Annotated in this window: 11 protein-coding genes; 2 read left to right on the top strand and 9 right to left on the bottom strand. The window is 60.6% G+C overall.

What is annotated here, in order from left to right:
• Positions 1 to 177: 177 nt before the first annotated feature.
• Entirely contained in the window at positions 178 to 1,539 is a 1,362-nt protein-coding gene (locus tag GBM95_RS09120; protein WP_152158817.1) for a shikimate kinase, read from the bottom strand.
• Between the two features lie 258 nt (positions 1,540 to 1,797).
• Positions 1,798 to 2,388: a hypothetical protein gene (locus tag GBM95_RS09115; protein WP_152158816.1), complete on the bottom strand. Its 591-nt coding sequence runs from the start codon at positions 2,386 to 2,388 to the stop codon at positions 1,798 to 1,800.
• A gap of 168 nt (positions 2,389 to 2,556) precedes the next feature.
• On the opposite strand from GBM95_RS09115, the gene hydE reads away from it, so the two are divergent.
• Positions 2,557 to 3,756, top strand: a complete 1,200-nt coding sequence (hydE, locus tag GBM95_RS09110) for a [FeFe] hydrogenase H-cluster radical SAM maturase HydE (protein ID WP_152158815.1) — start codon at positions 2,557 to 2,559, stop codon at positions 3,754 to 3,756.
• On the opposite strand, the gene GBM95_RS09105 is transcribed toward hydE, so the two are convergent.
• The gene (locus GBM95_RS09105; RefSeq protein WP_152158814.1) at positions 3,749 to 4,711 is read right to left on the bottom strand and encodes an AEC family transporter; all 963 of its coding nucleotides are present in this window, start codon (positions 4,709 to 4,711) and stop codon (positions 3,749 to 3,751) included. The two genes, hydE and GBM95_RS09105, sit on opposite strands and share 8 nt — an antisense overlap.
• A 108-nt stretch (positions 4,712 to 4,819) precedes the next feature.
• Here GBM95_RS09105 and GBM95_RS09100 point away from each other — a divergent pair, with 108 nt between their 5' ends.
• A complete protein-coding gene (locus tag GBM95_RS09100; RefSeq protein ID WP_152158813.1) occupies positions 4,820 to 5,980 on the top strand; it encodes an AAA family ATPase in 1,161 nt (386 codons plus the stop codon).
• Positions 5,981 to 5,983: 3 nt separating this feature from the next.
• Here GBM95_RS09100 and GBM95_RS09095 read toward each other — a convergent pair whose 3' ends face one another.
• The 6 genes from GBM95_RS09095 to GBM95_RS12350 all read right to left on the bottom strand — a co-directional run bounded on the left by GBM95_RS09095 (position 5,984) and on the right by GBM95_RS12350 (position 12,687).
• A complete protein-coding gene (locus GBM95_RS09095) occupies positions 5,984 to 7,084 on the bottom strand; it encodes an AMP-binding protein (protein WP_152158812.1) in 1,101 nt (366 codons plus the stop codon).
• 34 nt (positions 7,085 to 7,118) lie between these two features.
• Positions 7,119 to 7,943, bottom strand: coding sequence for a 1,4-dihydroxy-2-naphthoyl-CoA synthase (gene menB / locus GBM95_RS09090; protein ID WP_139687141.1), 825 nt, complete (start codon positions 7,941 to 7,943; stop codon positions 7,119 to 7,121).
• A gap of 201 nt (positions 7,944 to 8,144) precedes the next feature.
• Complete coding sequence (locus GBM95_RS09085; RefSeq protein ID WP_152158811.1) at positions 8,145 to 10,247, bottom strand: dipeptide ABC transporter ATP-binding protein; 2,103 nt, start codon at positions 10,245 to 10,247, stop codon at positions 8,145 to 8,147.
• 15 nt (positions 10,248 to 10,262) lie between these two features.
• Positions 10,263 to 11,195 carry an ABC transporter permease gene (locus tag GBM95_RS09080; RefSeq protein ID WP_152158810.1) on the bottom strand — a complete coding sequence of 311 codons (933 nt, stop codon included), beginning with the start codon at positions 11,193 to 11,195 and terminating at the stop codon, positions 10,263 to 10,265.
• 47 nt (positions 11,196 to 11,242) lie between these two features.
• Positions 11,243 to 12,220 carry an ABC transporter permease gene (locus tag GBM95_RS09075; RefSeq protein ID WP_152158809.1) on the bottom strand — a complete coding sequence of 326 codons (978 nt, stop codon included), beginning with the start codon at positions 12,218 to 12,220 and terminating at the stop codon, positions 11,243 to 11,245.
• Positions 12,221 to 12,453: 233 nt separating this feature from the next.
• On the bottom strand, positions 12,454 to 12,687 hold the full coding sequence (locus GBM95_RS12350) for a helix-turn-helix domain-containing protein (protein WP_193222645.1): 234 nt from the start codon (positions 12,685 to 12,687) through the stop codon (positions 12,454 to 12,456).
• Positions 12,688 to 12,871: the final 184 nt, after the last annotated feature.

Here is a 12,871-nt window from a genome sequence, read left to right as displayed (position 1 = left end):
AAGACCCCTATTCGCGCCTGTTTTACGAATGAGAGTACCCTCTATGCACAGGCGGCCTGACCCCAAGCGCCACACAGCACCATCCGTCAACTATTAAATGCCTTTGTTAATAAGAAGGAAAGCCGATATTTACGGTGGCTGGGCGCTGACGGCTGTCTTTATGCGCCGTCCGGAAGGTCAAGGAGCGACTCGGGATGCTGACGATTCGCCGATGATCTCGGCCGCAGTCGCGTCGACCGACTTCACCGTAATGATCCGTTCGGCGAGATCCCGGTAGATCGGGGCGCGTTCTTCATAGAGCGCTTCAACGCCCCGGGCCTGCGGGATGGGTCGGTTGTAGGTGGAGAGCTTCGAGAGCGGCCGCTGCATCCAGTAGAAGGTGCCGTTCAAGGCCAGCAGCATGCGGTTTCTCGGTTTCAGGCACGCGCCGCCGCCCGTGGAGATCACGAGGCCGTGCTGGCCGGCAAGCGCTTCAATGACGGCGGTTTCGTGGAGGCGGAAGAATTCCTCCCCGTCCTCGCGGTAGATTCTCTGAGAAGACTTCCCCACCCGGTGCTCAACGAGCGTGTCGATGTCGACAAATTCGCGCATCAGTCGGGCGGCAACAACTTTTCCGACCGTGGTCTTCCCGCATCCGGGCATGCCGATCAGCACGATGTTCGAAGCGTCGCGCCGGATGTCGGCAAGGATGGAGCGTGCGGCAGGGAAGGGAAGCGTGCGGCCGGTGAAGCATTCAGTGGCTTCACGCGCCTCAATGACGCGAAGCCCCAGCGTGCTTCGGGCGTGGAGCTTGAGTCTCAGCGCATTCCAGACGAGCCGCGTGCGGATGGGGTCGTCGACGAGGTCCAGAACGGCTGCGAGCGATGGGAAAAGCTTCAGCACATCAGGCGACTCAATCGGCATGGCTTCCAGATCGGGGGCCTTCCCGAAGGAGGACGCATTGATGAGAAGCGTCGTATCGGAAATGCCGGGAAGATGAGCGACGTCCTCGGCCGAGAGCGGCCTCGCGATGGCTTTGAGATCGATCCTCGGTGCGCCGAGATAGGTGAGGAGGTTCGCGAGACCCGCCGCAATGGGAGCAGGCTCCGGATCCGTCAGAATGAGCGCCCGGCAGTCCCGGATTTCAACCCCGAGGGAAGGAAGAAGTCGTGAGAGCCCCGGTCCCAGTGTAAAGTCGCCCGAGATCGTGCCGTCTCCTTCGCGCAGAAGGAGATTCACGCGCCTCGCGGCACGCGCTTCCTGCGTGAGATGACCGCAGATGGAGGCGGCGAGCTCCTGGTACGGGTCTTCAACGCAGACGCCGTCCCAGCGGCCGAGCGAAAGAAATTTCGCGGCATCGGCTGGCGTGAGGTGAAGGGTCTCGGCTCCCGAAACGCCGAACTTCATGAGAAGCGCGTCCCCTTCGGGGGCAGCGAGCGATGCTCTTCGACCCGAGAGCCAGCAATAGCGCGGGTCGTCGCCCGGAGCTCCGCAAAGGAGTTCCGGCGTGAGTTCTGAGAACTCGGGCGCTGCCGTGCATTGGTTTTCGGGGAAAAGCATGACTGAAATAAGGTTTCTCGGGGAGCATCAGGAGAGGCTTAGAGAGGAGCGGAAGCTCATTTGAGTTGAAAGCCTCGTCGCGAATACGCATTTTCCTACTAAAGTGGCATAAATGGGAGATGGAAAATAGGTCTTGAAGCAAAATATTTGTGCGGTCAGGCGGACGACCGAAGCTGAGGCTCATGACGGAAAGACCGGCCTCTCCGCGTCGGGAGAAACCGGTCTGTGGACTGAGCGCAAGGCATTTTGTGAAAAGCTTCAGGCTTCAGCCTTCGGCGTTTTCCGCTTCGTTCCCCGGCGTCGATGCTGCCGGATGGATGCTTTTGCCTCTTCGGGAGCAGCGTCGGGAGGCGCTGCGGGGGCTTCCGCACCGAGAGGCTTCTCATCGCGTTGAGCCGCTTCCCCGGGCGCTTCCGCTTCCGGCTTCTTCCTTTTTCTCTTCCTTTTGCGGGGCGCAGGCATCGGCGCTTCCAGAATGGCTTTGGCGGCTTCCTCCGTTTTCTCAGAATCTGCATTAGCCTCACCGGCAGCTTCGGGAGCGCACTTTTCCTCTTCCGGATCGGGCTCGCGCTTTACGTTGAATCGCAGCCACGACCAGAGCTCGTCCGGCGCATAGCCGCCGTAGGCCGAGACCATCTGAATGACGGCAGGACTCGGAGAATTGTCCGGCGTTGCTGTTCCGGGAAGGTCGAGAAGCTTCGCGAGATCGAGCGTTGTGCCGTTGAACCAGACGTAGAACCCGGTGTAGTTGGGAAGCGTGTACCGATTCCTTGGATCGGGAATGGCGCGGGCGATAAGCCTCCCGAGGCGGCGCGGATGCTCAAGTGCGACGATGAGGAAGACGGGCATCTGGAGATTCCTTCGAAATGGGACAAACCCAATCAACAGCATCCTATTTTAGGTAGCTCATGAGACGTAGCGCCCGCGAGTAAACGCGGAGAGCTCGAGAAACTTTCGCTCTCCGGCCCGAAATGATGCAAAATCGCGGCATCAGAAATTCAGACCTCAAAAAAAATAATGAACAGAACACAGCTTGCCGGGATTCTTTCCCAGACAACTTTTTCTGACGAAGACATCGTGCAGCTCCTCGGCCTCACGGATCCCGAAGACTGCCGGATGCTGAAGGACGAAGCCTTCCGCCGCACGACGGAGCTGATGGGCCCCTATGTCTATTACCGCGGCCTGATCGAGCTCTCCAACATCTGCACGGCCAACTGCCGCTACTGCGGCATCCGGAAGGCCAATCACGCCGTGAAGCGCTACACCATGACGAAGGAGGAGATTGTCGAGCAGGCAGTCTGGGCCGCGCGTCAGGGGTACGGCTCCGTCTGCCTCCAGTCGGGCGAGCGACATGATGAGAAGTTCATTGAATTCATCTGCGAGTGCCTGCGCGAAATCCATCAGCAGACGAAGAGCCCGCTCCTGCCGAACGGCGTCGGCGTGACGCTCTCGCTTGGCGACCAGACCGAGGAGGTCTACCGCCGCTGGGCCAAAGCCTGCGGAAATCCGGATTCGATCCGCTATCTCGCGCGCTTTGAGACCTCGAACCCGGAGCTCTTTCACATGCTCCATTCGACCCCCGGGACGAATGAAAAGAACCTCGAGCACCGCTTCGAGTGCCTGAGGGCTCTGAGGCGCGCGGGCTACCAGGTGGGCACCGGCGTCATGATCGGCATCCCGGGGCAGACGCTTGAAGACCTCTGCCGCGACATCCGCACCTTCCAGAAGCTCGATGTCGACATGATCGGGATGGGCCCCTATCTGCGAAGTGAAGGAAACGACCTTGAGGCGCTCGGACAAATGGAGCCCAAGGCCCTCATGCAGCTCGCCCTCAACATGATTGCCGTGACGCGCCTCGTGCTGGGGCCCGTCAACATTGCCGCCGCGACGGCGCTTCAGGCCATTCGCGACGACGGGCGCGAGCTCGGGATCGAATACGGCTGCAACGTCGTGATGCCGAACCTCTCGCCCCAGCGCTTCAGAAAGGGCTACCAGCTCTACGACAACAAGCCCTGCCTCGAGGACGAGCCCACGCACTGCGCGTCGTGCCTCGAGAGCCGCATTCAGAGCCGCGGCCGCGAGGTCGGCTGGAACATGAGCGGGAGCTCGCGCAGGTACCTGAGGAGGGTCGGCCGCCCCAACGAAGTGAAGCCCGAACGCGACTTCATGCCGGACGGCAGACGCCTCATCCGCTTGAAGGCCGGCGTCGTCAAATAAGCATAAGAGCGAGGATGAGGACGGGGAGAATGATCACGAGGCCGAGGGTTGATGCCCCGATGGCCTCGGACGCAAATTCCTCATCCGCTCCGTAGCTCTTCGCGAGCACGGCCACGACGGAGGAAACGGGAAGCGCGGCCGATGCAACGAACACCTGCCGCATGATGGGCTCCATGTCGAAGAACCCCGTCACGATGTACATGACGACGGGCCGCAGAATGAAGCAGGAAGCGAGAATGAGCCAGATCTCGCGCGGGAGGTGCTTCAATTTCCCGAAGCCGAGCGACTCAATCGTCATGCCGATGAAGATGAGGGCAAGGGGCGACGTGATCTGGCCGATGACCTTGGCAGTGCCCGAGATGAACTGCGGAATGGGAAGAGCGAGGAGCACCACCAGGACGCCCGCCATGAAGGCGAGGAGCGGCGGCGAAAAGAGCATCCGGATCGAGTGAAGCGAAATGAGCTTCGGCTTCTGGTGATGCGCGCGCGACACGCCGTCCAACTGAATGTTGTAGAGGCCTACCGTCCAGATGTAGAGGCAGTTGGCGAAGAAGTAGACGAGAAGATAGGGGATCCCGACGTCGCCGAAGAGCGCCATCGTCATCGGGACGCCCACAAAGAGAACCGTCGAGGACGTGAAGCACGCAATGAAGATCCCGTGCCATTCCTTTCTCACGAACCCCATGCGCACGAGGAAAACCGACACCGCCCAGTTGATCGCGACCGTGATGAAGGGAATGAAGCCCATCTCAAGAACCCGCAGGAGCTCGCTCTGCGTGAACTTTCCCGTGATGGAATAAAAGAGGAAGCAGGGAATGGAAAAATTGACGAGCTTCGCAACGAAGCCGCGCTGCCTCACGTCAAGGAACCCGCGCCAGGCCAGCCAGAAGCCGAAGCCGCCGACAAAAAGGAGAACGAGCGTGTTGGAGAGCGAACTCAGAATGGCGGAGAGCATGGGAGCCTCGGAGAAGTTGAGTGCGTTTAAAGAAAGTGTACGACGGGAGAAATGCCTCCGGCATCGGGACAGGTAGAATCCCGGATGTCTTGAAAAGAAAGAAGAATCATGTCGGGCACTTCTCTTCGGCCGTTCTATCCGGGAACTCCGGATTTCCCCGCGCTGCGGAGCGGGAGTCGGATCTATGCGGACAAAACGAGGCTCATCTTTGATCTCTGCGCCTGCGGCGGCATGGTTCTCTTTACGCGTCCGCCTCGTTTCGGAAAGTCGCTTCTCGTCTCGACGATTGAGTCGCTCTTTCGCTTCGGTCTGAGAGATTTTCAGGGCCTTGCCATTGAAGCGCTCTGGCGCGACAAAACCTATGAGGTCGTCCGGCTCGACTTTTCCGTACTGCAGGACTTGGCATCGGAAGACGCCTTTGAGGCTGCGCTTCAGCGGCTCGTCAGCACAAAATTTGCCGTTGCGGGATTCCGCTTCTCTTCGGAGGACGCCGGCATCCCGTTCTTCGATCAATTCGGAGAATGGCTCAGCGCTCTCGAGTCCGGGTCGCTCGTTCTACTTGTGGACGACTTTGATGCCCCGCTCGTTTCTCTCCTGGATGACCGGGTGCTGTTTGAGGCTGTGAGTCATGTACTGAGCCGCTTCTACTCCGTACTGAAGGCGAATGAAGGAAGACTCCGCTTCTTCCTCATGACGGGCAGCGCCAACTTCCGGGAAAGCAGCCTTTTTTCGGAATTGAACTGCGTCACCGACATTAGTCTGAATGTCCGGTACGGCACTATGCTCGGCTTCACGAGGGAAGAGCTCGAAGCCTGGTTAGCCACCGACCTGAAGCGAGCGGAATCTGCGCTGGGCTTATCCCGCCGGGAACTCTTCCGTCTGCTCGAAGCCCATTACGGCGGATTTTCCTTTGATCGACGGGCGAAGACAAAGGTTTTCTCTCCTGCCTCCATCCTTGAGTTTCTCGCCAGGCCGGAAGCGGGCTTCCGGAATTACTGGCTCGAAAGTTCCGGGACGCCTTTGGTGCTCCGAAAGCATGCGGCAGCGAAAGGACTTCTCCTGCCGGATGATTTGACCGGGGAAATCGCAGTTGAAGTCGGGACGCTTGCGTCTCCTCTTCGCTATGACGACGCTTCTCCTTACGCGCTCCTGACGCAGGCGGGCTGCCTCACGATCCGTCGGGAGCTCGTGCCGGGCATCGTGGAGCTTGGCGTTCCCAACCGGGAGGCTTCCGGCGTTGTAGAGCTGCTCTCTGTCGGCGGCTCCTGAGCTTCAGAGCGGCAGGGCATTCCGGGCAATCATCCGGATCGCCGGACGATCGGGCTTCATCGTGTGCGTGAGCGGGAGCTTTTCGGTCGCAATGAGGCGCTTGGGGTTCTCATAGCGATCGAGCGCGTTTCTTACCGCCTCGAGATCCACGTCTTCGGGCTTTCCTTCAACCACAAGCACAACCTCGTCTCCGTAGAGGTGGCTCGGGCAGGAGCTGATTGCGAAGGGAACCCTGATTACTTTTTTGAGTTTGGCTTCAATCTCTTCGATCTGAAGCTTGATTGCGCCCGAATTGATGACGTTGTCGAGCCTTCCCCGAACGGTAAAGGAGCCGTCAGGGTTGATGCGCGCGATGTCGTTTGTGACGAGCGGGCGCGGCGAGACGGCGGGTGCATGAATGACGAGCGTGCCCTTGGGCGAAAGCGAAATTGCCACTCCGGGAAGCGGCCGGTAGCCGGCTTCCCGTTCGGGCCCGTTCAAGCGCCGGAGCGCAATGTGGGAGAGCGTCTCCGTCATGCCGTAGGTCGAATAGACGCGGCCCCTGACGGACTGGAGCTTCCCGAAAAGAAGATCGTCGACCGCGCCGCCGCCGATGAGAATGTTCCGGGAATTCGAAAACACTTCCGCAGACTTCGGATCAGCAAGGATCGAGGTCGCCTGCATGGGCGTCACGGCAACGAGATCAATGGGATCCGTGACGGACTCGAAGGGATTCCGTGAGGGCGTCACGGGAATAAGGTCGAGGCCGCACTCGACGGAGCGCACGACCACCATCTTGCCTGCGATGTAGCTCATCGGCATGGCAAGAAGGTTCGTGTCGCCGGGCTTCAATCCAAGGTAGCCGATCGTCATGCGGGCGCTCGCGCGCATGCGCGCCTTCTCGGCCTGAAAGGCCTTGGGCGTTCCGGTCGAACCAGAGGTGTGAACCGTTACGGTCTGGCTCTGATCGAGAAACGCCTCGAGAAAGCGGGCGATGTCGACGTCAAACCCCTGAGGATTCTCCTCGAGCGCCTTCGCGAGTCTCGGGCCGGGGGCGGTCCCCCGGCGCTGAAATTCGCTCAAAGGTATGTTCTCGCCGCGAATGCGGATGGTGTCTGACGGCATGACGATGGGGCTCACTAATGGATTGCGGGGGGAATCAGGGGTTTGAGGGATCCGTGTTGAACTTGAACTGCGGCGCGCGCTTCTCAAGGAAGGCGCGGCCCCCTTCCTGCGCTTCATCGGTCATGTAGTAGAGCATCGTGCAGTCGCCTGCGAGCTCCTGGATGCCCGCCTGACCGTCGAGCTCGGCGTTGAGTCCCGCCTTGATCATGCGGATCGCAAGGGCGCTGTGCTGCATCATGGTCTTTGCCCAGTCGACGACTTCGTCTTCGAGCTTATCGAACGGGACAACCTTGTTGACGAGGCCCATTTCGAGGGCTTCCTGGGCGGAATACTTGCGGCACATGAACCAGATTTCGCGCGCCTTCTTCTGACCCACGCAGCGGGCGAGGTAGCTCGCGCCGAAGCCGGCATCAAAGGAGCCGACGCGCGGACCCGTCTGGCCGAAGATCGCGTTTTCGCTTGCGATCGAAAGGTCGCAGACCACCTGAAGCACGTGGCCGCCGCCGATCGCAAAGCCGTTCACCATGGCGATCACGGGCTTCGGAAGCGAGCGGATCTGCTTCTGCACGTCGAGCACGTTGAGGCGCGGCACGCCCGTCGGATCGATGTAGCCGCCGATGCCCTTCACGTGCATGTCGCCGCCCGAGCAGAAAGCCTTGTCGCCGGCACCCGTGAGGACGACGACGCGGATGTCGTTTCTCTGGCGGCAGATCGTGAGGGCTTCGGACATCTGAGCAACCGTCACGGGCGTAAATGCATTGCGCACCTGGGGACGGTTGATTGTGATGCGGGCGATGCCCTCAAAGAAGTCAAAGAGAATGTCCGAGTATTCCTTGATCGGCTCCCAGCGTCGTTCCATTTTGCTTGGTCCTTGAGTGGCGCGCCGGGCGAGAGGCTTTTCGGGCCGCTTCTCCCCTTAGCGCAGGCGTGAATAAAAAGATTTGCTGTCAGGGAAAAGCACCCGAAAAAATACGGTCCGCTTCTTCTCAGAACAGAAACGAACCGTATATTAGCGGGCGCGCGGGCTTTCGGCCATTGCCGGCCGTTTCGCTCCGGGACCTCAGAGCGGGTGATGGCAGGCGCAGTAGCGCGCCGTCTCTGATCCTGGAGCCGCACTTCCCGGAACAATGTCGATTCCCTTGAACTGGGGCGGCGTTGTCCGGCAGATTTCGGTTGCCCTCGGGCAGCGCGGATGGAAGGCGCAGCCGGACGGCGGGTTGAGCGGGCTCGGCACTTCCCCCTGGACGGGCGTTCTCGCCTTCCCGGTTTCCTTGAGATGAGGAATGGCGTCGAGAAGCATCCGGGAGTAGGGGTGCTTCGGGTTCCGGAAAAGGTCGTCCCGGCTCGCGAGCTCAACGAGCTTCCCTAAATACATCACGCCCACGCGGTCGCTCATGTGATGAACGACGGCGAGGTTGTGCGAAATGAAGAGATAGGTAATCCCGAATTCGAGCTGAAGCTCCTTCATGAGGTTCAAGACCTGCGCCTGCACCGAGACGTCAAGCGCTGAGGTCGGTTCGTCGCAGATGAGGAACTCGGGCCGCGCGGCAAGCGCTCGCGCAATCGAAATTCTCTGGCGCTGCCCGCCCGAGAACTGATGCGGGAACTTCGCAAGCGCCGATTCAGGGAGGCGCACGAGTTCAGCGGACTCCCGCACGCGCTTTTCCACCGCCTCCTTCGTCCAGTCGGGGTGGAGCGTTTCGAGAGGTTCGGCAATGATGTCCGCGATCCGCATGCGCGGATTGAGGCTCGCGTACGGGTCCTGGAAGATCATGTTGAGGCGGCCAGCAATGTCGCGCTCGAAGTCGGGGCTCCCGGAAGATTTTTTGACGAACCCTTCGAAATCGATGCTTCCCGCGGTGGGCTTGTAGAGCCCCGCGAGAAGACGCGCGAGCGTGGATTTGCCGCAGCCCGATTCGCCGACAAGCGCGAGCGTTTCGCCGCGCCTGACGCCGAAGGAAACGCCGCTCACGGCCTTCACTTCCTGCTTCGGGAGCCTTGAAATCAGACGCGTGAGGAAGGGAGCTGAAACATCAAACGTGCAGGAGAGGTCCTTCAACCCCAGGATCGGCTTCGCGGTTTTGAGATCCTCCTCGCGCTTTTCGGCCTCTTTTCCAAGGTCGCGGCGCTTCGGGTGGAAGCGGACGAGCGAATCCGGAACGGCGTTCCCCGTCGGGGATGCAAGCCAGCAGGCGGCGTCCGACGTTCCCATGGGGGCGAGCGGCGGCCGGCATTCGCGGCACTTCTCCATTGCCGCGCGGCAGCGCGGATGGAACGGGCACCCCTTCGGCCGGTCGGCAAGGTCGGGCATGGAGCCTTCGATCTGCTCGAGCCAGAGGCCGGGTGCATTGATGTCGGGAATCGAGCCCATGAGCCCCTTGGTATAGGGATGCTGCGGACGGGAAATGACGTCGGCGACATTCCCGATTTCGACGATTTCGCCCGAATAGAGCACGGCGACCCGGTCTGCCGTTTCCACAATCACGCCCATATCGTGCGTGATGAGCATGATGCTCGCGCCATGCTCGTGTGCGAGGCGCTTCAAGAGCGAAATGATCTGCGCCTGAATCGACACGTCGAGCGCCGTTGTCGGCTCGTCGGCAATGATGAGTTTCGGGTCAGCGGAGAGCGCGAGCGCAATTACGACGCGCTGGCGCATGCCGCCCGAAAACTGGTGCGGGTACTGTTCGGCGCGGACCTCGGGCGAGGGAATTCCGGTTTCGCGAAGAAGTTCAATCGCGCGCGCTTTGGCTTGAGCGCGCGTCATCTCCGGGCGATGCGCCCGGATGGTTTCAACGAGCTGGTCGCCCACCTTCATGAGGGGGTCGAGCGACGTGAGCGGATCCTGGAAGATCGCGCCGATCGACTTCCCGCGCAGACGTTCGCGTTCGCTCTCGGGGAGGTTGTCTATGCGCCGGCCTTCGAGCCAGAGTTCGCCGGACGTGATCCTCGCGCCCGTCGGGAGGAGCCCGATCAGGGCCTGTCCGGTCATGGACTTCCCGGCACCGGATTCGCCCACCATGCCGAGAATTTCGCTTTCGGCAATGGAGAAGTCGACGCCGTCGAGCGCCCGGAGGGTCTTGCCGCGGGTGGAGATTTCAACCGTGAGGTTTTTGACCTCCAGAATGGGGGTCTTCCGCGAGGTGCTGCTCAATTCAGTCATTTCTGAGCCTCTCTATTACTGCTGAAGCGTCGGATTGAACGCATCGCGGAGCCAGTCGCCCACGAGGTTGACGGAAAGAATGAGCGCAACGAGCGCTGCGCCCGGGAAGATCGTGATCCACCATTCGCCCGAGAAGAGGAAGTCGCTCCCGATGCGGATGAGCGTTCCGAGGGAAGGCGTCGTCGGCGGAACGCCGACCCCGAGGAAGGAGAGCGTCGCTTCCGTGAGGATCGCCGTCGCCACGTGAAGGGTTCCGAGCACAAAGACGGGACCGAGGACGTTGGGAAAAATGTGGCGGTAGAGGATGACGCGGGGCTTTACGCCGATCACGCGGGCGGAAAGGACGTATTCGCGGCCGCGCTCGACGAGGGTTATGCCGCGCACCGTCCTCGCATAGGGCACCCAGCCCGAGAGCGTGATGGCGGCGATAAGAACGACGTAGGGGAGAAGCGTGTGTTCGCCCGCGGGAAGCGCCGCGCGAAGAATGCCGTCGATGAGGAGCGCAAGGAGAATCGCCGGGAAGGAAAGCATGATGTCGCAGACGCGCATGATGAGGCTTTCAATCCACCCGCCCGCAAAGCCTGCAAGGAGGCCGAGCGAAACGCCTAAAAGAATCGAAAGGGCGACCGCAATCACGCTGATCGTGAGCGAAAGCCTCATGCCGTAAAGCATTGCGGACCAGAGATCGCGCCCCTGGTCGTCCGTCCCGAAGAGAAACATCGGATCTCCCGATTCAGTCCAGGAGGGCGGGAGGTTTGCAAAGGAAATGTCGATCGAAGCGAGGTCGAAGGGGTTCTGCGTCGAAAAAATCGGCGCGCCGACGGCAAGCACTATGAGCAGAATGCCCGCCGCGAGTGCGATCTGAGCCGTGAGCGAATTCTTGAGCGACCACCAGACCGGGGAGTCTGAAAGCCGCGCGAGGAAGGTTTTGTCTTTCTGTGCAGTCATGACGAAGTGTCTTTTTGTTTTCTTTTTTCCAGAGTCCTTACTGGCGGTCAGCCGCGGCGGGCCTGAGCCTTGAGGCGCGGATCCACCATTGCGCAGAGACCGTCAACGGCGAGGTTGATGATCACAAAGAAGAGCGCCATGAGGCAGAGGTAGGCCGTAAGGACCGGAATGTCCGCAAACTGCACGGACTGGAGGAACAAAAGCCCCATGCCGGGCCACTGGAAGACGGTTTCGGTAACGATCGAGAAGGCGATGAGGCCTCCGAGCTGCAGGCCCGTGATGGTGATGACGGGCAGGAGCGTATTCTTGAGCGCATGGCCGAGGTAGACCGTGCGGTTCGAGAGTCCGCGCGCACGGGCGAATTTGATGAAGTCCTGGCGGATCACTTCAAGCATCTCCGCGCGAACGAGCCTTACTATGAGGGCGAGCTGAAAGATCGCAAGCGTTGCCGCGGGAAGAATGAGGTGCTTCAGGCCGTCGGCCGTGAGGAGCCCCGTCGTCCACCAGCCGAGCGAAACGGTTTCCCCGCGTCCGAAGGACGGGAGCCAGTCGACCTCAACGCTGAAAAGCAGAATGAGGAGAATGCCGATCAGGAAGGTCGGAAGCGACATGCCGAGAACGGACGCGCCCATGATGAGCTGAGACGACCACTTTTTGGGATGGACGGCCGCCCAGACGCCTGCCGGAATGCCGAGAACCAGAGCAATGAGAAGCGCCGCAAAGGCGAGCTCCATCGTGGCGGGCAGGCGATCGGCGAAAAGGGACGCCACAGGCGCAGCCTGCCGGAGCGACAGCCCGAAGTCGCCGTGGACGGCATTCTGAAGAAACTTCAGAAACTGCATCCAGCCCGGCTGGTCGAGGCCGAGCGCAGCGGCAAGCCTGGCGCGGTCCTCAGGGGTCGCATCCATCGGGAGCATCTGAGCGACCGGATCGCCGATGAACTGAAAGAGCACGAAGGCGATGGCGGCGACGGCAAGAAGCACCACAAGGGCTTCGAGAAGCCTTCGCAGAAGAAAAGCTGGCATTTGGAGATCCGTTTTTCGGGCGCTTTCTTTGTCTTTTTGCGCCCGCGTTGGGGAAAAGAAGCGGAGCGCACCATCCTGATGCATCAGCCCCGATTCTCGCTCCCCATTTTGCCTTGACGCGGATGAAGCTGAGACGGAGAAAGTACCGAGGAGGCTCCCGGCTGGATCAGACCGAAGAAGAATCTTCCGGTCTATGGCGCAAATGCGGCGGAAGAAAAGTGCGCGAACCGCGATTATTGAGCCTCGCGAGCGGCTTCGCGAAGGCGCTCGATGGAAACAAGCTTCACCACGCCGCGCGCCGTGGCAATCGCGCCGGCACTTCGCAGGATGGTCATTGCCCGCACAAGGCTTGCGCGGTCGATGCCGAGAAGTTCGGCGAGTTCCGTCTGCGTCACGCGGAGTTCTTCATTGCGCCCGAGCTGAGCCTCCGGCGCATTCTCAAAGAGGAGCAGAAGAACGGCCGCCAAAGCAGAGACCGTTTTCGCAAACGTGAGGCTGCTCGATGTAAAGAGCAGGAGATTATTAACATAGGCACAAAATAGTTGACAAGCAGCTACGGTTATGTTATAATTGATAAATGAGTTATGAAGATAAAACCACCACAACCCTCGACGGCCGCAAGGCCACTCCTGAAGCCCAGCTCGAGCTTCG

The organism is Sutterella seckii (assembly GCF_009183815.1).
In the GTDB taxonomy this organism is placed as follows: Bacteria; Pseudomonadota; Gammaproteobacteria; order Burkholderiales; family Burkholderiaceae_F; genus Sutterella; species Sutterella seckii.
The sequence above is the reverse complement of the archived record's forward strand: the minus strand, read 5'-3'. Positions and strand labels throughout refer to the sequence as shown.

What these genes read in the sequence shown, in the direction of transcription:
- GBM95_RS09080 (WP_152158810.1), bottom strand. Translation starts at nt 11,195, where the DNA reads ATGACTGCACAGAAAGACAAAACCTTCCTCGCGCGGCTTTCAGACTCC.
- GBM95_RS09105 (WP_152158814.1), bottom strand. Translation starts at nt 4,711, where the DNA reads ATGCTCTCCGCCATTCTGAGTTCGCTCTCCAACACGCTCGTTCTCCTT.
- menB (WP_139687141.1), bottom strand. Translation starts at nt 7,943, where the DNA reads ATGGAACGACGCTGGGAGCCGATCAAGGAATACTCGGACATTCTCTTT.
- GBM95_RS09075 (WP_152158809.1), bottom strand. Translation starts at nt 12,220, where the DNA reads ATGCCAGCTTTTCTTCTGCGAAGGCTTCTCGAAGCCCTTGTGGTGCTT.
- hydE (WP_152158815.1), top strand. Translation starts at nt 2,557, where the DNA reads ATGAACAGAACACAGCTTGCCGGGATTCTTTCCCAGACAACTTTTTCT.
- GBM95_RS09085 (WP_152158811.1), bottom strand. Translation starts at nt 10,247, where the DNA reads ATGACTGAATTGAGCAGCACCTCGCGGAAGACCCCCATTCTGGAGGTC.
- GBM95_RS09100 (WP_152158813.1), top strand. Translation starts at nt 4,820, where the DNA reads ATGTCGGGCACTTCTCTTCGGCCGTTCTATCCGGGAACTCCGGATTTC.
- GBM95_RS09120 (WP_152158817.1), bottom strand. Translation starts at nt 1,539, where the DNA reads ATGCTTTTCCCCGAAAACCAATGCACGGCAGCGCCCGAGTTCTCAGAA.
- GBM95_RS09115 (WP_152158816.1), bottom strand. Translation starts at nt 2,388, where the DNA reads ATGCCCGTCTTCCTCATCGTCGCACTTGAGCATCCGCGCCGCCTCGGG.
- GBM95_RS09095 (WP_152158812.1), bottom strand. Translation starts at nt 7,084, where the DNA reads ATGCCGTCAGACACCATCCGCATTCGCGGCGAGAACATACCTTTGAGC.